This is a genomic window from Bradyrhizobium sp. CCBAU 51753 (assembly GCF_015291565.1).
Taxonomy (GTDB): Bacteria; Pseudomonadota; Alphaproteobacteria; order Rhizobiales; family Xanthobacteraceae; genus Bradyrhizobium; species Bradyrhizobium ivorense.
Map to the genome: position 1 here is coordinate 6,850,885 of NZ_CP030037.1, position 23,941 is coordinate 6,874,825.

Annotated in this window: 24 protein-coding genes; 12 read left to right on the plus strand and 12 right to left on the minus strand. The window is 66.1% G+C overall.

What is annotated here, in order from left to right:
- Positions 1 to 111: 111 nt before the first annotated feature.
- On the minus strand, positions 112 to 1,767 hold the full coding sequence (locus XH93_RS31375) for an NAD(P)/FAD-dependent oxidoreductase (protein WP_194470422.1): 1,656 nt from the start codon (positions 1,765 to 1,767) through the stop codon (positions 112 to 114).
- Positions 1,768 to 1,988: 221 nt separating this feature from the next.
- On the opposite strand from XH93_RS31375, the gene XH93_RS31380 reads away from it, so the two are divergent.
- Positions 1,989 to 2,501 carry a mismatch-specific DNA-glycosylase gene (locus XH93_RS31380; protein ID WP_194470423.1) on the plus strand — a complete coding sequence of 171 codons (513 nt, stop codon included), beginning with the start codon at positions 1,989 to 1,991 and terminating at the stop codon, positions 2,499 to 2,501.
- Between the two features lie 87 nt (positions 2,502 to 2,588).
- Here the strand turns inward: XH93_RS31380 and XH93_RS31385 are convergent, their stop codons facing one another.
- Positions 2,589 to 3,023, minus strand: coding sequence for a hypothetical protein (locus XH93_RS31385; protein WP_139485697.1), 435 nt, complete (start codon positions 3,021 to 3,023; stop codon positions 2,589 to 2,591).
- A gap of 211 nt (positions 3,024 to 3,234) precedes the next feature.
- Here XH93_RS31385 and XH93_RS31390 point away from each other — a divergent pair, with 211 nt between their 5' ends.
- The gene (locus tag XH93_RS31390) at positions 3,235 to 3,618 is read left to right on the plus strand and encodes a RidA family protein (protein ID WP_194470424.1); all 384 of its coding nucleotides are present in this window, start codon (positions 3,235 to 3,237) and stop codon (positions 3,616 to 3,618) included.
- Positions 3,619 to 3,970: 352 nt separating this feature from the next.
- Here XH93_RS31390 and XH93_RS31395 read toward each other — a convergent pair whose 3' ends face one another.
- Complete coding sequence (locus XH93_RS31395) at positions 3,971 to 4,480, minus strand: DUF2380 domain-containing protein (protein WP_194470425.1); 510 nt, start codon at positions 4,478 to 4,480, stop codon at positions 3,971 to 3,973.
- A 500-nt stretch (positions 4,481 to 4,980) separates the two neighbouring features.
- Positions 4,981 to 5,742, minus strand: coding sequence for an SOS response-associated peptidase (locus XH93_RS31400; RefSeq protein WP_194470426.1), 762 nt, complete (start codon positions 5,740 to 5,742; stop codon positions 4,981 to 4,983).
- Positions 5,743 to 5,804: 62 nt separating this feature from the next.
- Between XH93_RS31400 and XH93_RS31405 the strand changes: the two genes are divergently transcribed.
- The 5 genes from XH93_RS31405 to XH93_RS31425 all read left to right on the plus strand — a co-directional run bounded on the left by XH93_RS31405 (position 5,805) and on the right by XH93_RS31425 (position 8,261).
- Positions 5,805 to 6,305 (plus strand): hypothetical protein, encoded by a 501-nt coding sequence (locus XH93_RS31405; RefSeq protein WP_139863656.1) that lies wholly within the window; start codon positions 5,805 to 5,807, stop codon positions 6,303 to 6,305.
- Between the two features lie 21 nt (positions 6,306 to 6,326).
- Positions 6,327 to 6,746, plus strand: a complete 420-nt coding sequence (locus XH93_RS31410) for an NUDIX hydrolase (protein ID WP_194470427.1) — start codon at positions 6,327 to 6,329, stop codon at positions 6,744 to 6,746.
- A gap of 73 nt (positions 6,747 to 6,819) precedes the next feature.
- Complete coding sequence (locus tag XH93_RS31415) at positions 6,820 to 7,191, plus strand: TIGR02301 family protein (protein ID WP_194470428.1); 372 nt, start codon at positions 6,820 to 6,822, stop codon at positions 7,189 to 7,191.
- Positions 7,181 to 7,837, plus strand: a complete 657-nt coding sequence (locus tag XH93_RS31420; RefSeq protein ID WP_194470429.1) for an HAD family hydrolase — start codon at positions 7,181 to 7,183, stop codon at positions 7,835 to 7,837. Before XH93_RS31415 ends, XH93_RS31420 begins: the two co-directional genes overlap by 11 nt.
- Positions 7,838 to 7,994: 157 nt before the next feature.
- Positions 7,995 to 8,261, plus strand: a complete 267-nt coding sequence (locus XH93_RS31425) for a hypothetical protein (protein ID WP_194470430.1) — start codon at positions 7,995 to 7,997, stop codon at positions 8,259 to 8,261.
- A gap of 13 nt (positions 8,262 to 8,274) precedes the next feature.
- On the opposite strand, the gene XH93_RS31430 is transcribed toward XH93_RS31425, so the two are convergent.
- Positions 8,275 to 9,609, minus strand: a complete 1,335-nt coding sequence (locus XH93_RS31430) for a dihydroorotase (RefSeq protein WP_194470431.1) — start codon at positions 9,607 to 9,609, stop codon at positions 8,275 to 8,277.
- Positions 9,610 to 9,737: 128 nt separating this feature from the next.
- Here XH93_RS31430 and XH93_RS31435 point away from each other — a divergent pair, with 128 nt between their 5' ends.
- From XH93_RS31435 to XH93_RS31455, 5 genes are all read left to right on the plus strand, one after another.
- Entirely contained in the window at positions 9,738 to 10,619 is an 882-nt protein-coding gene (locus XH93_RS31435; protein WP_194470432.1) for a folate-binding protein YgfZ, read from the plus strand.
- Complete coding sequence (locus XH93_RS31440) at positions 10,616 to 11,242, plus strand: DNA-3-methyladenine glycosylase I (RefSeq protein ID WP_139863661.1); 627 nt, start codon at positions 10,616 to 10,618, stop codon at positions 11,240 to 11,242. Before XH93_RS31435 ends, XH93_RS31440 begins: the two co-directional genes overlap by 4 nt.
- Positions 11,239 to 11,847 (plus strand): HD family hydrolase, encoded by a 609-nt coding sequence (locus tag XH93_RS31445; protein WP_139863662.1) that lies wholly within the window; start codon positions 11,239 to 11,241, stop codon positions 11,845 to 11,847. The genes XH93_RS31440 and XH93_RS31445 overlap by 4 nt, the downstream gene beginning before the upstream one ends.
- 96 nt (positions 11,848 to 11,943) lie before the next feature.
- Positions 11,944 to 12,450 carry a tyrosine phosphatase family protein gene (locus tag XH93_RS31450; RefSeq protein WP_194470433.1) on the plus strand — a complete coding sequence of 169 codons (507 nt, stop codon included), beginning with the start codon at positions 11,944 to 11,946 and terminating at the stop codon, positions 12,448 to 12,450.
- A gap of 125 nt (positions 12,451 to 12,575) precedes the next feature.
- Positions 12,576 to 15,260 carry a DUF2339 domain-containing protein gene (locus XH93_RS31455; RefSeq protein WP_194470434.1) on the plus strand — a complete coding sequence of 895 codons (2,685 nt, stop codon included), beginning with the start codon at positions 12,576 to 12,578 and terminating at the stop codon, positions 15,258 to 15,260.
- Between the two features lie 27 nt (positions 15,261 to 15,287).
- Here the strand turns inward: XH93_RS31455 and XH93_RS31460 are convergent, their stop codons facing one another.
- The 7 genes from XH93_RS31460 to ppdK form a co-directional block, all read right to left on the minus strand.
- Positions 15,288 to 15,521: a hypothetical protein gene (locus XH93_RS31460; protein WP_139485682.1), complete on the minus strand. Its 234-nt coding sequence runs from the start codon at positions 15,519 to 15,521 to the stop codon at positions 15,288 to 15,290.
- Positions 15,522 to 15,670: 149 nt separating this feature from the next.
- The gene (locus XH93_RS31465; protein WP_194470435.1) at positions 15,671 to 16,243 is read right to left on the minus strand and encodes a hypothetical protein; all 573 of its coding nucleotides are present in this window, start codon (positions 16,241 to 16,243) and stop codon (positions 15,671 to 15,673) included.
- A gap of 188 nt (positions 16,244 to 16,431) precedes the next feature.
- Positions 16,432 to 17,418: an MDR family oxidoreductase gene (locus XH93_RS31470; protein ID WP_139863978.1), complete on the minus strand. Its 987-nt coding sequence runs from the start codon at positions 17,416 to 17,418 to the stop codon at positions 16,432 to 16,434.
- Between the two features lie 45 nt (positions 17,419 to 17,463).
- Positions 17,464 to 18,708 (minus strand): MFS transporter, encoded by a 1,245-nt coding sequence (locus tag XH93_RS31475; RefSeq protein ID WP_194470436.1) that lies wholly within the window; start codon positions 18,706 to 18,708, stop codon positions 17,464 to 17,466.
- Positions 18,709 to 18,976: 268 nt separating this feature from the next.
- Positions 18,977 to 20,452, minus strand: a complete 1,476-nt coding sequence (locus XH93_RS31480) for a cell wall hydrolase (RefSeq protein ID WP_194470437.1) — start codon at positions 20,450 to 20,452, stop codon at positions 18,977 to 18,979.
- 123 nt (positions 20,453 to 20,575) lie between these two features.
- Entirely contained in the window at positions 20,576 to 20,728 is a 153-nt protein-coding gene (locus tag XH93_RS31485; RefSeq protein WP_194470438.1) for a hypothetical protein, read from the minus strand.
- Positions 20,729 to 21,009: 281 nt separating this feature from the next.
- Positions 21,010 to 23,904 (minus strand): pyruvate, phosphate dikinase, encoded by a 2,895-nt coding sequence (gene ppdK, locus XH93_RS31490; RefSeq protein ID WP_194470439.1) that lies wholly within the window; start codon positions 23,902 to 23,904, stop codon positions 21,010 to 21,012.
- Positions 23,905 to 23,941: the final 37 nt, after the last annotated feature.

Here is a 23,941-nt window from a genome sequence, read left to right on the forward strand (position 1 = left end):
TAGGTGGGTGAGCCCAACGGGTTCGCGCTTGGCGTGGCCCGATGACAGGCTCCGGCGTGCCCACCGATTTGGCCGACGAAAGAATGGCGGGTTATGCCTCGCTAATCCGACCTACGAAGCCGCCGCCTGTACGCCAGCTTCTGCCTCTGCCCCAAACGCAATCTCCTCGTACCCCTTCGCTGCGACCTCGTTGATGATCCCCAAAAACTTCGGCGTGCCGCCGTTGTAGACGAAGTAGCGCACCGTGCCCTCCTCGTGGCCCGCTACGTTCGAGTTGTATCCGGTGAACCACGACTTGGCTTTGCGCATCAGCATGATCTCGTACATTTTGACGACATGCGCGGTCCAGCGCTCCTGCGCTTCCAGCGTTGCCTCGGCTCTGACGTAGCCGCGGTCCCACATGAATTTCAGCAGGTTGGTGCACCAGCCGACGCCGTTCTCGATGCCGCGCGGAAAGTTGGTCGAGGCGGAGGCGCTTTGCGGGCCGGTCGGCATCAGCAAATTCGGGAAGCCGTGGACCAGCATGCCGAGGAAGGTGGACGGCGCCTGCTTCCATTTGTCGGCGAGCTTTTCGCCACCGATGCCAGTGATGTCGATCAGGTCGTAGGCGCCGGTGATGGCGTCGAAGCCGGTGGCGTAGACGATGATGTCGAAATCGTAGTCGCGCGCCGTGGTGCGCAGGCCGTTCTCGGTGACGCGGACCAGCGGCGTCTCGCTGAGATCGACGAGGTGCACGTTATCGCGGTTGTAGGCCTCGAAGTAGTTCGTCTCCAGCGGCAGGCGCTGCACGCCAAAGCCGTGATCCCGCGGGATCAGCTTTTCGGCGACCTTCGGATCGTCGACGCGACCGCGAATGCGGTCCGCGATATACGCCGACAGCTCCGCATTGGCGGCTTCGTCCATGAAGATCTCGCGAAAATTCGCGAGCCAGATGCCGAAGCCGGGCTCGTCGTAGAGCTTGTCCCACAGCTTAAGGCGCTCCTCGCGCGACACCTCGTAGAAGCCGCGCTTGTCCGGCCCGTGCACGAAGCTGCCCGGCGTCAGCGCGCAGGCGGCAAAGATCTCGTCGTAGCGGGCGCGGATGTCGGCCATCTCTTCGGCCGAGATCGCGCTGTTGTTGAGCGGCGCGCTCCAGTTCGGCCGGCGCTGGAACACGGTGAGCTCGCCGACCTTGTCAGCGATCTCGCCGATCACCTGAATGCCGGTGGCGCCGGTGCCGATCACGGCGACCTTCTTGCCCGCGAGATCGACCGGTTCGTGCGGCCAGTAATAGGTGTGGAACGAGCGGCCCTTGAAGTCGCAGGTACCAGGCACGCGCGGCATGGTCGGCGCGGAGAGCAGCCCGATCGCCAGCACCACGAAGCGGCAGGTCAGCTCGCGGCCGTCGCTGAGCGTGAGGTGCCAGAGATCGCGCGTCTCGTCGAAGCGCATCGCGTCGACCTTGCAATTGAACTGCATGTGCCGTCGCAGATCGAATTTGTCGGCGACATAATTGAGGTAGCGCAGGTTCTCGGGCTGGCCGGAAAAACGCTCCTTCCAGTGCCACTCGTCGAGCAGCTCGCGCGAGAACGAAAAACCGTAGGTGTAGCTTTCGGAATCGAAGCGGCAGCCGGGATAGCGATTCCAGTACCAGGTGCCGCCGAGATCGGGCGCGCCTTCCAGCACGGTGGCGTCGATGCCGAGATCGACCAGCCGCTTGATCTGGTAGATGCCGGCGACGCCGGCGCCGACCACGATCACCTCGTAATGGGTTTTTGCCTCGCCCATCGGTTCCTGCTCCGGAATTCTTGTCTGGTGGCCGGGATTACAGACCGTTTTGCCTGATCAGGCAACCGCAGGATCGACGACGCAGCTTGCGTTGAGGCGCTGCCTGCGCGACATCGATCCCTGCAACTCAACGGCGCGTAGCCCGGATGAGCGCAGCGACATCCGGGGCCTCTCCCCGCATATCGCTGCGCTCATGCGGGCTATCAACACCATTCCTCAAAATGCCGGACGATCTCCCCCACCGCCTCCCCGACCAGCTCCGCGCCAACCTCCGCCTCGTGTTCGTTGGCACCGCGGCCAGCACGCGCTCGGCCGCGCTCGAGCATTACTATGCGCATCCCGGCAATCGGTTCTGGCGGGCGCTACATGAGGCCGGGATCACGTCGCGGCGCTATCGGCCGGATGAGTTTGCCGCGCTGCTCGCGCTCGGCATCGGCTTCACCGATCTGTCCAAGACCGGCGCCGGGATGGATCATGAGATTGCGCGGCTGTCGTTCGACGTGATCGGCTTCAGGACGAAGATCGAGACGTTCCGGCCGAAGACCATCGCCTTCACCAGCAAGAAGGCGGCGAGCCTGTTTTATCAGCGGCCGACCAGCGCGCTCGCGCTCGGCCGGCAGCCGACACTCACCGGCTTTCCCGCCGTGTTCGTGCTGCCGTCGCCATCGGGCGCGGCGTCCGGACATTGGACGTTGCAGCCGTGGCGCGACTTGGCTGAGTGGATAAGATCGTAGGATGGGTAGAGCGCAGCGAAACCCATCGACTTCGCCGCGCCTGGAGAGATGGTGGGTTTCGCTTCGCTCTACCCACCCTACGAAGGACTATTCCTTCAACGTGATCGCAAGCCCGCTGAGGTCGAAGTTCGCCATCAGGCCGACCTGCTTGCCGCCCAGCTCCAGGATCGCGCCGTTCGGGTTGGTCAGCACGATGCCGCGTATCCCGGCGCCGAAGGCAACGCCGGCGCCCGCAGCGGCGTAGACGCCGGCGATGTCCTGGGCGCGGCGGATGTTGCGCACCCGCCCCTGCAGCGTGGTCTGCGAGCCGCCGAACACGAGGCCGTAGTCCAGCCCGCCCGCCGTCAGCCCGTAGGTCTTGCCGTGGAAGGTCATGACGCCCTTGCCGGCGGAGCCGCCGAACACCCAGCCGCCCTTGAAGATGACCAGCGTCACGGCTCCTTCGTCGGCCAGCGCGGCGGACGATCCGGTGAGCAGCGCAAGTGCGAGCAGCACGGCGCGGGCGGCGGACGGAAATTTCATGGGGTATTCTCCAGACGGCAAATCGAGTCGCGCCAATCTAGCCGATGGGCGGCACCGTTGATGTGTCCGCAAAAGCACACAGAGTTGAGCTTGTAGCTGACGCCGCGGAGCCTATCATCGGGGCGGGCCAAAATTTCGCTTTAACGCGTTTTCATCACGCGAGCCGGCAGCCACGTCGCGTGAAAGCGCTCTGAACACAGAATGGTGATCCATGTCGATCCAGCACTTCCCTCCCCCGCCCGGCGTCAAGGCGCCGCCGCTCTCGTTCGGCACCCGCGTCGGCGACCTGCTGTTCATCTCCGGCATTCCCGGCTTCGACGCCAACCGCGGGCTGCCCGACAGCTTCGAGGCGCAGTTCGCCAATGTCGTGACCAACTTCAAGCGCGTCCTCGGTGAGGCCGGCGCGACGATGCGCGACCTCGTCAAGGTCAACGTGCTTTTGACCCGCGCCTCGGATGTCGCGACGATGAACGTGCTGTATGCCGGCGCGTTCGGCCCGGCGCCCTATCCCGCCCGCACCACCTGCGTGGTGGTGGCGCTGCCCGATCCGAAAATGCTGATCGAGATCGAGGGCGTGGCACAGGTCAAGGGGTGACGGCTCTCTCCGTCACTTCCGAGATGCGTCTGTCGGGCGTCACGGCGCACATTTGCACGGTGCTGATTTCGCACATGTGAGGAAGGCACTAGCGGAAGGGTTCCCTCCCCCCTTGCGGGGGAGGGTTAGGGAGAGGGGTGCCACACGGCGCACTCTCTCCATTCGAGCTTCGACGATGCGAGAGGTCCTTGTAAGAGCGGCGCCTCCGTCGATCATCTCGCCCGGGGCTTACCCCTCTCCCCAACCCTCCCCCGCAAGGGGGGAGGGAGCCTGACTGGCGTGCTCACCTGACCTGATGTCGTTATCGCCGGGTGGATGAAGGCGTGTCAGCGCCGTGCACACGCCACTAAACTCACGGCCGCGGCAGCGCTTCGCGCAGCGTGGCGCTGACGAAGCCGGCGGCGCGGCGGAAGGCTTCGTCGTTGTCGCCGCGGAAGGTTACGGTCCGCTGCAGCAGCAGTTTGTTGTCCTTGACGTCGACGAGCTGGACCTCGCCCCATTGCACCAGCGTGCTCATCTTGCGAATGCCGCCATAGACGACGAACTGCGCACCGGACTGCCGCGCCGCGGCAGCGAAATCATCCGCCGGCATGCTTCCGGCCGTGCAGGGATGCTGCGCGCAGGCGAGCGGCTGCACCCGATAGTCGCCGCTGCCGCCGAGGTCCCGGCGCAGGTGTTCGCCGAAGGCGGTGACCAACGCTGTGTGCTTGGCCACCTGGTCGGTCGGCTCGCCCGAGGTATCGACATAGTCGAAATCCGCAATCGCAACGGCAACCGGCGATGCTGGCCATGTCGTGGCCGGACACAGGCACAGCGCCAGCACGGCGCAGAGCGTTTGCAACGAGGCGACTGTCCGGCGCATGAGGTTTCTCCCGAATGGCTGCTTGAGCACGCGGCCTGGCGCAAGGCGACCACAGAACGGCCGCGCCGGCAATCACCAACATTGGCCGGGCAACCGAAATCCGACGACGGCTGTGAATGGAGAGGGCGGAACGAGAAGCAAAGCTCGGGCAATCATGTCGCGAGAACGCGAAGGTGCGTCCCCACCCACAACTGTCATCGCCCGGCTCGACCGGGCGATCCAGTACGCTGCGGCCCATCGGCTCAATCACCGCGGTCTCTGGAATACTGGATCACTCGCGTGCGCGGCTGATGACATCGAGTGAGTTGTTTGACACTGGAATCAAACTATCCCCGTCATCCTGAGGTGCTCGTCCAGCAGCGCAATCGCGCTGCTGGACGAGCCTCGAAGGATGAATCGGCCCGGCTGGAGGCCGTCGATCCTTCGAGGCTCGCCGAAGAGGCGAGCACCTCAGGATGACGGGTTGAACAGCGACGCAACACACTCACGGTCGTCTCGGGCTAGAACAACGAGCCCTGCCCGTCATCCTCCTCGCGCACCGGCGGCTTGCGCGGCGCGGCCTTTTTCGGCGGCGCTTCCTCGGCGGCGATCTCCTCTGCGGTCATCGGCAGCGTCAGTTGCGCGTCGTCATTGGCAAAGCTGTTGACCCGCGTCGTCACCTGGTGCCAGGCGAATTCGCCGACCTCGGGCCCTTTCAGCAGCGGCATCACGTCGTCGACGTCGTTCGGCAGGCAGTCGAGCCAGCGCGCAAAATCCTCGAGGCGGATCGTCACCGGCACGCGCGGATGCAGCGCGGCGAGATCGCGACTCGCCGGCGCGGTGACGATCGCGACCGTGTCCTGCTCCTCGCCGTTCGGCCCCATCCAGGTTTCGGCGAGCGCGGCGAACGCCACCGGCGCGCCGTCGCGGCGATGGATGAAGAACGGACGCTTGCGGCCGCCGGCGTCCTGCCATTCGTAATAGCCGTCGGCCGGGATCAGCGCGCGGCGGCGCTTGATCGCGTTCTTGAACGCGGGCTTCTCGCGCACGGTCTCGGAGCGCGCGTTGATCAGGAGCGAGAAGGTGCGCGGATCCTTGACCCAGGACGGGATCAGGCCCCAGCGCATCAATTGAAAATGCCGCCCGCCATTCTGCAACAGAACCACGGGGATCGGCTGGGTCGGCGCAACATTATACCGCGGCGGAAAATTCGGCTGCTCGATGTAGCCAAAAATTTCCCGCAAGGCCGCCGGTGGCGAGGTGATCACAAAGCGTCCGCACATATCTGGTCCAGAGTGGTATCCGTTTATTCCGCTTTAACCCCAACCGTTAAAGAGTGCGACCGATGACCTCAACGGCCGCCATAGCGGGCTCCTCCCCGCGAAAGACGTATCCCGACGAGGCGCGGGCCGCGCAACTGCGCGCCGCCAACATCAACCCGCGCACCGGGCTTGCGACCGACTACCTCAACCACTTCAACGAAGCCATCATGCTGCTGGAGATGGTCCCGGACATGCCGGAATGCGCCAGCGATTTCCTGGAATGGACGCCGCTGTCCTATGCCGAGCATTTCACGGCCTCCGGCTTTCGGGCGCGCGATCTCGCAATCGAGGCCTACGAGACGGCCGACGTGAACATTCGCGCCGAGTTCGACCAGCTCACCGACAGCATGACGCGGATCCTGACCGAGGTCGGCGCGGCGATGCGGCAGGTGCAGCAGGACAAGAGCCGGGTCGCGCTCGCCGAGCAGGCCATCGTCTGGGTCAAGCCGCTGGTGATGCAGACCGCCGGCGTCATCAACGGCGCGGCCGAGGCCGATGTCGACAGCATCATGGCGGGCCCGTGATTTGTCGGGCATGATGGCGCTGTGACCTCTTCCGAACCCCCGATCCGCCCGCAGCTTGCCGTCTCCGGCGTGATCTTTCGCGACGGCAAGGTGCTCTTGGTGCGCCGCGCCCGCTCGCCCGGAAAGGGCTTCTATTCGCTGCCCGGCGGCCGGGTCGAGTTCGGTGAATCCCTGCACACCGCCCTGCACCGCGAGGTCGACGAGGAGACCGGCCTCCGGATCGAAATCGTGGGGCTGGCCGGCTGGCGCGAGGTGCTGCCGACCGGCGCCGGCGGCGGGCACTATGTGATCATGTCGTTTGCGGCGCGCTGGGCGTCCCGGGAACCGGTCTTGAACGACGAGCACGACGATTTCAAATGGCTAGCGCCCGAGGAGATCGGCGACCTCAAAGTCACCGGCGGGCTCCATGAGGTCATTGCCGCCGCCAAGCGGCTGGTTTGAGGGGATTCGGGGCCTTCCCCGCCTTGCCTCGGGCGCATTGCGGGGGCATACCACGGGCATCCCGGAACCCCTGATGCGCCACGCTTTTCTCGCCTTTTTGATCCTGCTGTCGGCTTGCCTGCCCGTCCGGGCGCAGGACGCCCCTGCGCCGTTCGACGGTGACCTGCAGCGGCTGGCCGAGATCCTCGGCACCCTGCATTACCTGCGGGGCATCTGTGGCTCCAACGAGGGCGCCAAATGGCGTAACGAGATGCAGGCGCTGATCGACGCCGAAACCCCCTCCGGCGACCGCCGCGCCCGCATGATCGCAGGCTTCAACCGCGGCTATAACGGGTTCCAACAGACCTACCGGACCTGCACCCCGGCTGCCGCGGTGGCGATCCGCCGCTACATCGAGGAGGGCTCGAAAATCTCCCGCGACCTGACGGCCCGCTATGCCAACTGACGGCGCGATCTTCTTCGACCTCGACGGCACCCTGACCGACCCGAAACCCGGCATCACCGGCTCGATCCAATATGCGCTGGAGAAGCTCGGCCGAAAAGTTCCGACGCAGGACGAGCTGACCTGGTGCATCGGGCCGCCGCTGCGCGCGAGTTTTGCCATGCTGCTCGGCGGCGAGGAATATGCCGACCGCGCCATCGAATTGTATCGCGAGCGGTTCGGCACCGTCGGGCTGTTCGAGAACAGCGTCTATCCAGATATCGCCGAGGTGCTAGGCGCGCTGCGCGCGACGCCGCGGCGCATGTTCGTGGCGACCTCAAAGCCGCACGTGTTCGCGACGCGGATCATCGCGCATTTCGGGCTGTCAGGGCATTTCGACCATGTGTTCGGCTCCGAGCTCGACGGCACCCGGGTCAACAAGGTCGAGCTGCTTGCCTATGCCCTCGAACAGACCGGGGCCGATCCGGCCTCCGCGGTGATGATCGGCGATCGCAGCCACGACGTGATCGGCGCGAAGCGCAATGGCATCCGCGCAGTCGGCGTCACCTACGGCTATGGCAGCGCCGAGGAGCTGCGCGAGGCCGGCGCGAGCGAGCTCTGCGCCACCCCGCGCGCGGTGCTGCACCATATCCACAGCTCAAGGGGCTGATGGACGGCAAGATATCGGGATTTCCCCGTTAAATGCCCAAGGGGCCGTTAACCTTTCCTAAAGATATGGCTAGGCGGTACCCACATGCGTGGTAAGTCTCAAATGCGACGTGCCGCGGTTCGCATCCGTACCGTGTGTCCCATTTTGATGAAGTTTCATGCGCCATCCAGCGAGCTTTACTCTCCACCAAGACCCACGGCCCGACCACGAGCAGAAGCAGGCCGCACTGAGTTACCTCAACCAGGCCTGGGCGGAAGCGCGTCTTGATGGCGTCGATGGCGACTGCCTGGCGCAGGCGAGCCTATTTGCCGCGCTGGCCGAGCTCGTCTCCACCTATGGCGAGGACGCGGTGGCGAAGTACGCCGAGGGCCTTGGCGCGCGCGTGCGCAATGGCGAGTTCTCGTTGACGCTGGCGCGGCAGTGACCAGCCAAAAGCGCTACGGCTTCAGCGTCTCGAGGAAGCGGACCGGCTCGCCCGTCGACGGCGTCGCGAGCTCGCCCTGCCACATCACCCTTTTGCCGCGCACGAAGGTGCCGACCGGCCAACCCTGCACTCGCACGCCGTCATAGGGCGTCCAGCCCGCGCGCGAGGCGATCCATCGGTTGGTGATGGTTTCGCTGCGCTTCAGATCGACGACGGTGAAGTCGGCGTCGTAGCCCGCCGCGATGCGGCCCTTGCAGGCGATGTTGAACAGCCGCGCCGGGCCCGCGCTGGTGAGGTCCACCAACCGCGCCAGCGACAGCCGGCCGGCGTTGACGTGGTCGAGCATCAAGGGCACCAGCGTCTGCACGCCGGTCATGCCCGACGGCGAGGCCGGGTAGGCCTTCGCCTTCTCCTCCAGCGTATGCGGCGCGTGATCGGAGCCGAGCACGTCGATGATGCCCTGCTCGATGCCGTACCAGACGCCGGCGCGGTGATCGGCCGAGCGTACCGGCGGGTTCATCTGGGCCAGCGTGCCGAGCCGCTCGTAGCATTCCGGCGCCGCCATGGTCAGGTGATGCGGCGTCGCCTCGCAGGACGCGACGTCCTTGTGGTCGCGCAGGTAGAGAATCTCTTCCTTGGTCGAGATGTGCAGCACGTGGATCCGCTTGCCGGTCTCGCGCGCGAGATTGACCAGGCGCTCGGTCGCCATCAGCGCCGCGGTCTCGTCGCGCCACACCGGGTGCGAGCGCGGGTCGTTCTCGATCCGCAGCGGCTTGCGCTCGTTGAGGCGGTATTCGTCCTCGGCGTGAAACGCGGCGCGGCGCCGGATCACCTGGAAGATCCGCCGCAGGCTCTCGTCGTCCTCGACCAGCAGCGCGCCGGTGGAGGAGCCGATGAACACCTTGACGCCGGCGCAGCCCGGCGCCCGCTCGAGCTCCGGCAGGTCCTGCACGTTCTCGCGGGTGCCGCCGATGAAGAACGCGAAATCGCAATGCATGCGATGGCGGCCGCGGTTGATCTTGTCGGTGAACGCCGCTTCCGTGACCGTCAGCGGGTTGGTGTTCGGCATCTCGAACACCGCGGTGACGCCGCCCATCACCGCGCTGCGCGAGCCGGTCTCGAGGTCTTCCTTCTGCGTCAACCCGGGCTCGCGGAAATGCACCTGGGTGTCCATCACGCCGGGCAGGATGTGCAGGCCCTTGCAGTCGATCACCTCGCCGGCCGAGGCCTGGCCGAGCGATCCGATCGCGGCGATGCGGCCACCCTTGATGCCGATATCGCGGACGCCCTCGCCGTCCTGATTGACCACGGTGCCGGATTTTAGAATGCTGTCGAAATGCTGATTCATCGGTCCTCGGCGCCCGCCTTCCGCTGTCGCGCGGGCCTTGTTCGGCGCACTCTAGCGCCTTAGCTTGGCAGGGGATATCCGCAGCCTTTGCGTTTCCCAAGGAACTTGAAAAAAGAGCCACTTTTGCGATGAAAGCAGCGTTTCTTCCGGATCGGGGCGTGGTCAAGGTCGCAGGCGACGACGCCCGCAACTTCCTCAACGGCCTCATCACAACCGACATCGCCGAGCTGCGCCCGGGGCTCGGCAAGTTCGGCGCCCTGCTGACGCCGCAGGGCAAGATCATCGCCGACTTCCTGATCACCGAGGCGCCGGCCGGCCACGGCGGCGGCTTCCTGATCGATGCGCCGCGCGCTCTCGCCAAAGGCCTTGCCGACAAGCTCGGCTTCTACAAGCTGCGCGCCAAGGTCACGGTCGAAAACCTCTCGGACAGCATGGGCGTGCTTGCGGCCTGGGACGGCGAGCCGGCGACGACGCCCGATCTCGGCTTCGCCGATCCGCGCAATCCGGCGCTGGGCTGGCGCATCTTGGTCCCCGAGGAGCAAACGCAGGCGGTCGCCGAACTGATCGGCGCCGATCTCGTCGACAGCAGCGCCTATGAGGCGCATCGTATCGCCACCGGTGTGCCGCGCGGCGGGCTCGATTTCATCTATGGCGATGCCTTCCCGCACGAGACCAACATGGATCGCCTCAACGGCGTCGATTTCGACAAGGGCTGCTATGTCGGCCAGGAAGTCGTATCGCGCATGCAGCACCGCGGCACGGCGCGCACCCGCACCGTGAAGATCATCCTCGACGGCCCGTCGCCGGAAGCCGGCGCAACTATCCTCGCCGGCGACAAGCAGGTCGGCACCATCGGCTCGACGGCGGGCGAAAAAGGCCTCGCGCTGGTCCGCATCGACCGTGTCGCCGACGCGCTCGACGCCGGCCAGCCGCTCACCGCAGGCGGGCTGCCACTTCGCCTCGCCGAACCCGACGTCGTCCGCACCCCGCCCAAACAGAACATCGCATGAGCCGCACCGCCAAACTGCATCCCGACGGCAAGACACGTTGTCCGTGGCCGGGCGAAGACCCGTTCTACATCGCCTATCACGACACCGAATGGGGCGTGCCCGAATATGACGACCGCGCGCTCTACGAAAAGCTGATCCTCGACGGCTTCCAGGCCGGCCTGTCCTGGATCACGATCCTGCGCAAGCGCGAGAACTTTCGCAAAGCCTTCGACGACTTCCAGCCCGAGAAGATCGCACGCTACACCGACAAGAAGGTGCATGCGCTGATGAACGACGCCGGCATCGTGCGCAACCGCGCCAAGATCGAAGGCACGGTGGCGAGCGCAAGATCGTATCTGGAGATCATGGAGAAGGGTCCCGGTTTCTCTAAATTCCTGTGGGACTTCGTCGACGGCAAGCCGAAGGTCAATCAGTTCAAGACCACCGCGAGCGTGCCGGCCTCGACGCCGGTCTCGATCAAGATCTCCAAGGAGCTCGGCGCGCGCGGCTTCAAATTCGTCGGCCCGACCATCGTTTACGCCTTCATGCAGGCGACCGGCATGGTCAACGATCACCTCGTCACCTGCTACTGTCACGCGACCTGCGGCGGCAAGCCTCGCGTACCGCGGCTCAAGGCGAAATGACCGCGCGCAGATCGGCGGAAACCACCCGCGCCTGGCAGCGGATGTTGTCCGGGCGCCGGCTCGATTTGCTCGATCCGTCGCCGCTCGACATCGAGATCGTCGACATCGCGCATGGGCTGGCGCGGGTCGCGCGCTGGAACGGACAGACCTCCGGCGCGCATATCTTCTCGGTGGCGCAGCATACGCTGCTGGTCGAAGCCGTGATGCGCCAGCAGACGCCACGCGTCGACACGCGGTTTCGTCTCGCCGCGCTGCTGCATGACGCGCCGGAATACGTCATCGGCGACATGATCTCGCCGTTCAAGGCCGTGCTCGGCGGCGACTACAAGGTGGTGGAGAAGCGCCTGCTGTCCGCGATCCATGTCCGCTTCGGCCTGCCCGCGGTGCTGGCGGACGAGATCACGCAGCAGATCAAGGCCGCCGACCGCGGCGCGGCCTATCTCGAGGCGACGCATCTTGCGGGGTTTTCCCGGACCGAAGCAAAGCGGCTGTTCGGCCGCGATCCCGGGCTGCCGGAGGCGACCGAGCGCGATTATCTGACGCCGTGGACTGCGGCGAGGGCCGAGAAGCAGTTCCTCGAGCGCTTCAACGCACTGCACGCGTAGCAGCGCAGCATTGTCGTTTCGCAGGGTGCGCACCCGCGTCGCTTTGCCCGCCCTGCAGCAGCAGCTATAATTGCGCCAACGAACCCAAGGACCACCATGCTCCACGTCTGTTCGCTTGCCGCACTGTCCGACACGGTCCGTGTCACCGGTGCCAGCCATGTGCTGACCGTGATGGCCAATGTCGACCAGGTGCCGCGGCCGCCCTCCGTGCTTCCCGCCAATCACCTGAAGGTGTCGATGGACGACATCACCGAGGTGATGGACGGCTTCGTTGCGCCCAACGAGGCGCATATCGAGCGGGTGCTGGCCTTCGTGCGCGGCTGGGATCGCCGCGCGCCGATGGTGGTGCACTGCTATGCCGGCATCAGCCGCTCGACCGCGAGCGCCTTCGCCGCCGCCTGTGCGCTCAACCCGCATCGCGATGAGATGGCGATCGCCCGGCTGATACGCGAAGCCTCGCCGATCGCGCAGCCCAACCGCCTGATCGTCAGCCTCGCCGACAAGGCGCTGGGCCGCGAGGGGAGGATGCTGCGCGCGGTCGAGGCGATGGGGCCGGGCAGCATGACCGTCGAAGGCCGTCCGTTCCGGATCGATCTGGAATAGCACGAACGTGCCACACCCGGCGGCTTGAACTTTCAGTCTCCACGGCTGCACATAATAGATTGCGACGGGCCGCTGGCTGGCCAAGGGTACTGGCCATGGCTCCGGCGCGCTTTGCCGGAGGCCCGATGTTCGATTCGCCGTTCGATTTCCTCACGCTGGTCATCGCCATCATCGCGATCGCTCTCGCCCAGAAGGCGATGAGCCAGGTCTCGGCGCTGCAACGACGGCTGGATGCGATCGAAGGCGCCGGCGCCGCACGGACCGCCATGCCGCCGCCGCTGGCGCCGCTGCAGGACTTCGAGCCGGCGCCGCCAACGGCGCCTTCCGCCAGCCAGCCGCCACCGCTGCCGGAGCCGCCTCCCATCCTGCCCGAGGCGGAGGAGCAGCCGGCCGCAAGCGCGCCGAGCGCCGCACCGCCGCCCTTGCCGCAGCCGGCACCGGGCTTTGAGGAGACCCTCGGCACCCGCTGGGTGGTGTGGATCGGCGGCCTGACGCTCGCGCTCGGCGGCTTCTTCATGGTGCGCTACTCGATCGAGGCCGGCCTGCTCGGCCCCGGCGTGCGCACCATGCTCGGCAGCCTGTTCGCGCTGGCGCTGCTTGCGGCCGGCGAATGGACGCGGCGGAAGGAGAACATCTCGAACATCGCGCCGGTGCCGATCGCCAACATTCCGGCGATCCTCACCGCCGCCGGCACCGCGGTGGCCTTCGCCACGGTCTACGCGGCCTACGCGCTCTACGACTTCCTGGCGCCGGCCACCGCCTTCATCCTGCTCGGCATGGTCGCGCTCGGCACGCTGGCGGCCGCGCTGCTGCACGGCCCGGCGCTGGCCGGGCTCGGCATCGTCGGCGCCTTCGCCACGCCGATCCTGGTCTCATCCGACAAGCCGGATTACTGGTCGCTCTACATCTATCTCGCGATCGTCACCGCGGCGGCGTTCGGCCTCGCGCGTATCCGGCTGTGGCGCTGGCTTGCGGTTACCACTATCGCCTTCGCGCTGCTGTGGACCTTCCCGTGCCTGGCATGCGGACCGGACCTGATCGCCCCGCACGCCTTCCACGTCATCGCGGGCTTCGTGCTCGCCGCGCTGCTCGTGGTCTGCGGCTTCATGTTCGGCCCCGAAGGCAGTGGCGAGGAGATCGAGCCGATCTCGTCGGGCTCGCTCGCGGCCTATCTGTTCGGCGCGATGCTGATCGTGCTGAACAGCTTTCACGCCGACATCGCGATGATCAGCTTCGCGCTGCTGGTGGCCGGCGCCTTGTTCGTCGCCTGGCGGGCGCCCGCAGCGGTCGGCGCAGTCGGCGCCGCGGCGGCGTTCGTCTTCATCGTGTTCGGCGAATGGGCGGTGCGCAGCAACGCCGAGATGCTGGTGCTGCCGGGCGGCGCAATCCCCGGCATTGGACCGGCGGCGACCGATGGCTCGGTGTCGCTGCATCTCGTAACCGCAGCGATTTTTGCCGCCGCGTTCGGCATCGCCGGCTTCCTCGCCCAGCTGCGCTTTGCGACGACGCAGGTCACGGTGACCTGGGCCGCAGCCGCGGTGTTCACGCCGGTTGCGCTGCTGGTCACGCTCTATGCGCGCATCGCGCATCTCGATCGATCGATCCCGTTTGCGATCCTTGCCGTGCTGCTCGCCGCCGCCTACGCGGCCGCGACCGAGGCGCTGACCCGGCGTGGCGAGCGTCCGGAGCTGTCGCCCTCGATCGCGCTGGCGGCGACCGGCGCCCTCGCCTCGCTGGCGCTGGCGCTCACCTTCGCGCTGGAAAAGGGCTGGCTCACCATCGCGCTGGCGCTGGTGTCGATGGGCACCGCGTGGCTCTCGGTGCAGCGGCCGATCCCGTTCCTGCGCTGGCTCGCCGCGATCCTCGCCGGGATCGTCGTGCTGCGCATCGGCCATGAGCCGCGGATCGCCGGTGACGCCGTCGGCACCACGCCGATCTTCAACTGGCTGCTGTGGGGCTATGGCATCCCGGCGCTGTCGTTCTGGGCGGGAAGCCATCTGCTCCGCCGCAACGGCGACGATCCGCCGCTGCGGATCGTGGAAGCCGCCGCCATCCTGTTCACGGTGCTGCTCGCCTTCATGGAGATCCGCCACCTCGTCAACGCCGGCGACGTCTATTACGCAAGCGCCGGCTTGACCGAGGTCGCACTGCAGGTCTGCGTGACGCTCGCGATGGCGATCGGGCTGGAGCGGTTGCGGCTGCGCACCGGCAGCATCGTGCACAATGTCGGCGCGGTGCTGCTCGCCGCCTTTGCCGGGCTTGCCAGTGTGTGGGGACTGCTGGTGCTGGAAAACCCGATGCTGTGGACCCAGGACGTCGGCGGCAGCTTCATCAATCTGCTGCTGCTCGGTTATGCCCTGCCGGCGGTGCTGGCACTGCTGCTGTCCTATGCAGTGGCGGGCCATCGCCCGCCGAGTTACGGCAACACGATCGCGGCGGGAGCGCTGATCCTGGCGCTCGCTTACGTCACCTTCGAAGTTCGCAGGCTCCATCACGGACCGGTGCTGAGCCGGGGCGCGACGACGGATGCGGAGCAGTACAGCTATTCGATCGCCTGGCTGATGTTCGGCGTCGCGCTGCTCGGTATCGGGATACTGGTCAATTCACAGCGGGCGCGGCTCGCCTCCGCGGTGGTGATCGGCCTGACCGTCCTGAAGGCATTCTTCATCGACATGTCGACGCTGACCGGGGTCTATCGCGCCCTGTCGTTCATGGGCCTCGGCATCGTGCTGGTGGCGATCGGCTGGCTATACCAGCGCATCCTGTTTCGCAGGCAAGCTCCGCCGCCCGTCCCGCAGGCGGAGGGATAGTGGGCGGCTAAGTTCGAACGGCCAACCTCAATCGACGGATTCCGCGACCAGGCGAATCCGGAACACGGGCTTCTTGCCCTCGTCGAGCAATTCCATGTGCCATTCGCTGTTCTGCTTGAGATTGCGCGAGATGCTGCCGAGGAAATTACCGCAGACTTTCGTCATCTCGGCCCAAGCCACATCACGGCTCTCGAACTCAGTCGGATGGTCGGACGCGCCCGCGTAATCGCCATCGCTGATCCGGAAAAAATACTGCGCCATAACTGTGCTCAAATGCGTGGTCCCCCACGTTCGATCGTTCGGGTGAACGTAGGGTATTGAGTATCCACCAACGCAAACGCCGCCATCCGTATGACTACGGCTTGGCGGCGGATAATCGTATGACTGGGAAGATTTCTAGGCCTGCGGCGTCAGTCGGTCGAGCGGCGCAATTCCGGAGCGCTTTCAACCTTGGCCGGCGCCCTGACCGGCTCGATCTTCGAGCTCTGGACCTGCGGCGTCTCGACGCGGGACACCTCGGCCTGCGAGGCGTCGGCCGAACGGGTGCGCACATGCGAGCGCGGCCGCGCCACCGAGCGGGCCATCAACATCTGCTGCGCGCCCTGGTGGCGGAAGTCGCAATAGGCGAAGCCCATGCCGGAGACCGAGCCGCGGAATGAGCGATCGTCCTGCTTGTCGAGATTGAAGCACGGCTCGAACGGAATGCCCTTCAGCGAAGCGCAGACGCTCTGGCCGCGGATCTGCAGCGTGTTGCCGGGTAGCCGGACATGACGGATCGGACCGGCGCCGGAGAACTGGATCGAGCCCGCCGCGCCCATGTCGTCGAGGATGCGGCCGGCGCCGCGCGTGCCGTCGAAACAGGTGAATGCGAAGACCTTGCCGGCGACGAATCTGCGGGCCTCGTCGGCATTCATCATGCCTGCGAATGCCGGCACGACCATCGCTCCGGCCGTGACGGCCCCCAACACCAAACGCGCAAGCATGCAACTACTCCACCCTACGAGCGCGGGCTCCCGCTCCTTGTTGAGCATGATCCCCGCACCGGACGCCTTCGACGTCTGCGCGAGGGAAATCCGGCCCCCCGGATCATGCTGCAAGTCTCTTTACCCGCTGCTTACCATACCAACAGTGGCAACATTGGAGCAGCTTGGTTGGTAAAGTCTGAACGTCCTCAGACTATTTTTACCACGATGCGTCCGCGGACCTCGCCGCCGAGGATTTTCGGCCCGTAGCCGATCACCTCGTCCATGGCGATTTCGTGAGTGATATCAGCGAGTTTTGCCTTATCCAGATCGCTGGCCAGGCGGCGCCAGGCGGTCCGGCGCAATTCGATCGGACACATCACCGAGTCGATGCCGAGAAGGCACACCCCCCGCAAAATGAAGGGCGCGACCGACGACGGCAGATCCATACCGGCCGCGAGACCGCAGGCCGCGACGGCGCCGCCATACCGCGTCATCGACAGCACATTGGCGAGGGTGGTCGACCCGACGCTGTCGACGCCGCCGGCCCAGCGCTCCTTCGCCAGCGCCTTCACCGGGCCCGAAAGCTCGGCGCGGTCGATCACCTCCGAGGCGCCGAGGCCCTTCAGATAATCCGCCTCGGACGTCCGTCCGGTCGAAGCGATGACGTGATAGCCGAGTTTCGACAGCACCGCGGTCGCGACCGAGCCGACGCCGCCGGCCGCGCCGGTCACCACGACCGGGCCGCTGTTCGGCGTCAGGCCGTGCTTCTCGAGCGCCAGCACCGAGAGCATCGCGGTGTAGCCGGCGGTGCCGATCGCCATCGCATCGCGCGCGGAAATGCCGTCGGGCAGCCGCACCAGCCAGTCGCCCTTGACGCGGGCCTTCTCGGCGTAGGCGCCGAGATGGGTCTCGCCCATGCCCCAGCCGTTGCAGACGACCTTGTCGCCGGCCTTCCAGTCGGGATGGCTGGATTGTTCGACGGTGCCGGCGAAGTCGATGCCGGCGATCATCGGGAACCGGCGCACCACCGGCGCCTTGCCGGTCAGCGCGAGGCCGTCCTTGTAGTTCAGCGTCGACCACTCGACCCGCACGGTGACGTCGCCGTCCATCAATTCGGCATCGTCAAATTGCGTGAGTGCGGCGGTGGTGCCCTTGTCCGCCTTGTCGATCCTGATCGCCTTGAACGTTGCCACGATGTGCACTCCCCGAAAGCCTGGTTTCGGGGCATGTTTAACCCATCAGGCAGGCTGCGCAACCGGGCGCGCGACCGGCTTCTCGACGATCGGCAGGTTGATCAATGCCGAGAGCACGCCGAACAGCACCGACAGCCACCAGATCGGCGTGTAGGAACCGAACTGCTCGAACACGATGCCGCCGAGCCAGACGCCGAGGAAGCCGCCGACCTGATGGCTGACGAAAGCGAAGCCATACAGCGTCGCAAACCAGCGCGTGCCGAACATCAGCGCCACCAGCGCCGAGGTCGGCGGTACCGTGGAGAGCCAGGTCAGGCCACTGATCGCGCCGAACGCGATCGCCGAGAACGGCGTGATCGGGAACGAGATGAAGGCGACGATCGACAGCGCGCGGGTGAAATAGATCACCGACAGGATGTAGCGCTTCGGGAATACGTTCTGCAGCCAGCCGACGCCGAGCGAGCCGATGATGTTGAACAGGCCGATCGCCGCGATCACCCAGCCGCCGGTCGTGGCCGGGATGCCGCGGTCGGCGAGATAGGCCGGCAGATGCACGGTGATGAAGGCGAGCTGGAAGCCGCAGGTGAAGAAGCCGAGCACCAGCAGCACATAGGAGCGATGGCCGAAGGCTTCGGCGAGCGCGGTCTTGAACGACTGCTGATCTCCGGCGGGCGCGTTGCTGGTCTCGGACGGCGGCGTCGCCAGCGCAAGCGACAGCGGCAGGATCAGCAGCATCAGCGCGCCGAACACCAGCAGCGCGGTCTGCCAGCCGAAATTATCGATCATGGCGACGCCGAACGGCGCGAACAGGAATTGGCCGAACGAGCCCGCCGCCGTGCCGGCGCCAAGCGCGATGCCACGGCGTTCGGGCGGCAGCAGCTTGCTGAAGGCCGTCAGCACCAGATTGAACGACGAGCCGGACAGGCCGAAGCCGATCAGCACGCCGGCGCCGATGTTGAGCGACAGCGGCGTCGCCGAATAGCGCATCAACAGCAGGCCCGCGGCATACAGCAGCGCGCCGACGATCATGACGCGCAGCAGACCGAAGCGGTCGGCAATCGCGCCGGCGATCGGCTGGCCGAGGCCCCACAGCAGATTCTGCAGCGCCAGCGCGAGGCCGAACACGTCGCGGCCCCAGGTGAATTCCTTGCTCATCGGCTGCACGAAGAAGCCGAGGCTGGAGCGCGGGCCGAAGCTGAGCAGCGCGATCGCGCAGCCACAGACGATGATCACGAGCGGCGTCCGCCACGTGGCAGAGGTCGGACGCAGGTCCCCGGTGGTTACAGCCATGTCATTCCCCGCAACTGCTGCGGGGCACCCCGCACCAAATGTTACAGGGAGTTAATGCAGGTGCATGGAAACCCCAAGGGGCGGCGGAGAAAAATCTTCGCCTGCAGAGCTGCTCTGCAGAATTGGAAAAGCATGATGGCCGTCATTCCGGGGCGATGCGGAGCATCGAACCCGGAATCTCGAGCTTGGAAGCGTCACAGCCAAGACAATCTCGAGATTCCGGGTCTGGCCTACGGGCCACCCCGGAATGACGTGGCGAGTATCTCGCTTACCGCTTGGCGCTGGCCAGCTCGGCCGAGCTTTGCGCGGCTTCTGCGAGCTGGGCGGAGATCGCGGCGGTTTCGGCCGGATTACCCCAGCTCGGTGCGTCGCTGCCGTCGCCCCAGGCGCGCGGGCGATAGAAGGTGTGGACGCCGAACTTGTACATCTTCTTCATTTCGCTGACCCAGGACGGCCGCACCCAATAGGCGTGATAATGGGTCGAGCGGTTGACCTCGGGCAGCCACAATTTGCCTTCGAGCATCGCCTTCGCGATCTTCTTGGCGCGGTCCCACATGTCGGGCTCGCGCACCACGTCGCGGACATTGTCGCAGGCGAAGGTGAACTGGCAGGCGTAATGCCGGTGCTTGTTCTGATAGACCACGCCGCACACGGTTTCCGGATATTTGCCGGAGAAGGCGCGGTTCAGCACCACCTGGGCGACCGCGATCTGGCCGCGCACCGCCTCGCCGCGCGCCTCGAAATAGACCGCCTCTGCAAGGCACTTCTCCGACTTGGCGCGCGCGTGCTCGTCGAACAGGCCGAGCCGCTCGGCCGGCGTCCTGGTGTGCTGGTCGTCGGCATTGACCTCGCCCTTCGGCGCGATGCTCTCGCCCATCTCGCCGGCCTTCACCGGACCGTCGGCATCGACGGGCAGCGAGGCCATCACCTTCATGTCGGGATCGGGCTGCGCGGCCGGCGTCACGATGGTCGGCGCCTCACCGGGCTGCCAGCTTTCCATGCTCTCGGGCGCGCCGAGCGACGAGCCGAAGAACAGGCTGGCGGTCTGGAACGAGAACGGATCGCGCGGCGGCGCCGCATGGGCGGGAGCCGCCGGTGCCGGCGCGGGTGCGGGCTTCAGGTCGTCGAGCGGCGTCGACTCCAGCGACAGCGACACGCCGTCATGCGACGGCGCTGCTTGCGAATATTGCGGCAATGGCGGCGCACGCAGCGCCTCCTGCAATTCGGGATCGAGCGGCGCGCTGTCGGCCGGCGCGGTCACGGTCTTCATGCCCTTCACCGAGGAATTCGACGTCGCGGGATCCTCGTTTGCCGGCGCGGCATTTTCCGGCGCGGCCGGTGCGTCCGCATCGGGCTTTTTGACCACGAGACGATCGCCCTTCATGGTGCGATCGACCTTGGGAAAGTCGGCGGCCTGGTAGCGCGGCGGCGGCGCGGCGATCGGATTGCGCGTCAGCGCGCCGGTGATATCGCCTGACGTGTCGAGCCTTGCGAGCAGCACGGCGGGCGCTTGCGGCGCCGAGGTTCCGATCGGACGGCCAAAGCTGTAGGTGGCGACCTGGATCGAGCCGATTGCGGATGAGAAGACGCGCTTCTGCCAGCGCTCGGCGACGCCCGGCTGGCGGGCCAGCAGCGAAGCGACATCCTGATATCCGATCTCGGTCGGCATCAAAGCGAAGATGCTGAGACCGAGACCGAAGAGCGCGAGCCGTGCGCTCCTCGGCTGGTTAAGCAACACAAACATCGTACGCTCACGCAACGCTTACTGAATGCAATCGAACGCGGTACATCCGCGCAATTCGACCTTTATTGTTGCTAACGTGTTTAGGTTGCCGCGGAGTTAATCGGCGTTGCACGCGCGCTACACTCAAGCAATCCAGCAGTTTTCGCCTGCTGCATCGCGCAGCTTGGTAAATGCGCGGCGGATGGAGATCGTGAACATCCGGTCAATGAGGATGGTGAAGGAAGTGTTGATGGCAGGCCCTTCCGCCGTCATTGCGAGCGCAGCGAAGCAATCCATCGCGCCACATGCGCGGTGAGAATGGATTGCTTCGCTTTGCTCGCAATGACGGTATCGGGCGGGCAGCGCGCTACAAACGAAAATGCCCGAGCGCGAGTGCGTATCTTCCCATTGTCATTGCGAGCGCAGCGAAGCAATCCATCCCTCCACATGCGCGGTGAGAATGGATTGCTTCGCTTTGCTCGCAATGACGGTGCTGGACCGGCAGTGCTCAAAACGAAAATGCCCGGGACTAGGCCCGGGCATTCGTCACATGTAGTTGGTCACTAGCTGCTGCGCGCTCACGCCTGGCTGGCGATCGCCTTGCCGAGCGCGGCCTGCGCTGCGGCGAGGCGTGCGATCGGCACGCGGTAAGGCGAGCACGAGACGTAGTCGAGGCCGACCTCGTGGCAGAACGCGACCGAAGCGGGATCGCCGCCATGCTCGCCGCAGATGCCGACCTTGAGGCTCGGCCGGGTCTTGCGGCCGCGGGTGACGCCGATCTGCACCAGCTCGCCGACGCCGCTGCGATCGACCGAGATGAACGGATCGATCTCCAGAATGCCCTTGGCGACATAGGTGCCGAGGAAGCTCGCGGCGTCGTCGCGGCTGATGCCGTAGGTGGTCTGCGTCAGATCGTTGGTGCCGAACGAGAAGAACTCGGCGGTCTCCGCCACCTCGCCGGCCATCAGGCAGGCGCGCGGCAGCTCGATCATGGTGCCGACCTGGTAGCTCAGCTTGACGCCGGTCTCCTTCATCACCGCGCTCGCGGTGGCGTCGATCCGCGCCTTGACCAGATCGAACTCGGCCTTGGTCGCGATCAGCGGCACCATCACCTCGAGACCAACCGGCTTGCCGGTGCGCTTGCCGGCCTCGACCGCGGCCTCAAAGATCGCGCGTGCCTGCATCTCGGCGATTTCCGGGTAGGCGATCGCAAGACGGCAGCCGCGGAAGCCGAGCATCGGGTTGAACTCGGCGAGCTCGCGGGCGCGGTCGGCGAGCTTGCGCGGATCGGTGTTCATGACGCGCGCCACCTCCTCGATCTCGGCCTGGGTGTGCGGCAGGAACTCGTGCAGCGGCGGATCGAGCAAGCGGATCGTGACCGGCAGGCCCTGCATGATCTCGAACAGCTCGACGAAATCGGCGCGCTGCATCGGCAGCAGCTTCGACAGCGCCGAGCGGCGCGACTGCTCGTCCTCGGAGAGGATCATCTCGCGCACGGTGCGGATGCGGGTCTCCTCGAAGAACATATGCTCGGTGCGGCAGAGGCCGATGCCCTCGGCGCCGAACTTCACCGCGGTGCGCGCGTCATCCGGCGTGTCGCCGTTGACGCGGACGCCGAGCTTGCGGACCTCGTCGGCCCAGCCCATCAGCGTGCCGAACTCGCCGGACAGCTCAGGCTCGATCATCGGCATGCGGCCGGCCAGCACCTGGCCGACCGAGCCGTCGATGGTGATGACGTCGCCGGTCTTGAAGGTGCGTTGACCGACGGTCATGGTGCCGCGGCCGTAATCGACGCGGATGGTGCCGCAGCCGGAGACGCAGGGCTTGCCCATGCCGCGCGCGACCACCGCCGCGTGCGAGGTCATGCCGCCGCGCGTGGTCAGGATGCCCTCGGCGGCGTGCATGCCGTGGATGTCTTCCGGGCTGGTCTCGATGCGGACCAAAATCACCTTGCGTCCGTCGGCCTGCAGTTTGGCGGCCTCATCCGACGAGAACACGATCTCGCCCGATGCCGCGCCGGGCGAGGCCGGCAGGCCGGTCGCGATCACGTCGCGCTTCGCCGCCGGATCGATGGTCGGGTGCAGCAGCTGATCCAGCGAGGCCGGATCGATCCGCGTCACTGCGTCCTGCCGCGAGATCAGGCCTTCATTGGCGAGCTCGACCGCGATGCGCAGCGCCGCCTTGGCGGTGCGCTTGCCGCCGCGGGTCTGCAGCATCCACAGCTTGCCCTGCTCGACCGTGAACTCCATGTCCTGCATGTCGCGGTAGTGCTTCTCGAGCTGGGTGTAGATCCGCGTCAGCTCCTTGAACGCCGCGGGCATCGCGGCTTCCATCGACAGCTTGTCGGAACCGGACTCCTGGCGCGCTTCCTCGGTGATGTCCTGCGGCGTGCGGATGCCGGCGACGACGTCCTCGCCCTGCGCATTGATCAGGAACTCGCCGTAGAGCTTGCTCTCGCCGGTCGAGGGGTTGCGGGTGAAGGCGACGCCGGTCGCCGAGGTCTCGCCCATGTTGCCGAACACCATCGCCTGCACGTTGACGGCGGTGCCCCAGGACTCCGGGATATCGTGCAGCTTGCGGTAGGTCACCGCGCGCGCGTTCATCCAGGAGGAAAACACCGCGCCGATCGCGCCCCACAACTGGTCGTGCGGATCCTGCGGGAAGTCGTGGCCGGTCTCCTTGGCCACCGCCTCCTTGTACTTGCCGACCAGTTCGACCCAGTCGTCGCCGGTCAGATCAGTGTCGAGCGAATAGCCCTGGCTGTCCTTGAAGGTGTCGAGGATGTCCTCGAAGTGATGATGCTCGAAGCCGAGCACCACGTCCGAATACATCGTGATGAAGCGGCGATAGCTGTCATAGGCGAAGCGGCGGTCGCCGGAGAGCTCGGCGAGCGCTTCGACCGTCTGGTCGTTGAGGCCGAGATTGAGCACGGTGTCCATCATGCCCGGCATCGAGGCGCGCGCGCCGGAGCGCACCGACACCAGCAGCGGGTTCTTGGCATCGCCAAAGCTCTTGCCGGTGATCTTGCCGACATAGTCGAGCGCCTTCTCGACCTGGGTCTTCAGTTCCTTCGGATAGGTCTTGTCGTGCTCGTAGAAATAGGTGCAGACCGAGGTCGGGATGGTGAAGCCGGGAGGCACCGGCAGACCGAGATTGGCCATTTCCGCGAGATTGGCGCCCTTGCCGCCGAGCAGGTCGCGCAGACCGGCCTGGCCCTCGGCCTTGCCGTCACCGAACGTATAAACCCACTTGCCGGCCTTGATCGCAGGCGCCTTCACAGCGGGAGCCGCCTTTGCTGGCGTCTTGCTGGCAGGCTTTGCCGCAGGCTTGGCGGCAGCCTTCGGCGCCACCTTCGGGGCGCTCTTTTTCAGCGCCTTGCGCACCGGCGCGGCCTTCCGGGCCGGTGCAGAGGACTTTGATTTCGCTGCAGTTTTCTCGGCAGTTTTCTTGGACTTCGCGACGGCTTTGGCCATGTCAGACAACAATCCGAAAAGAGGGGTCGAAGATGCG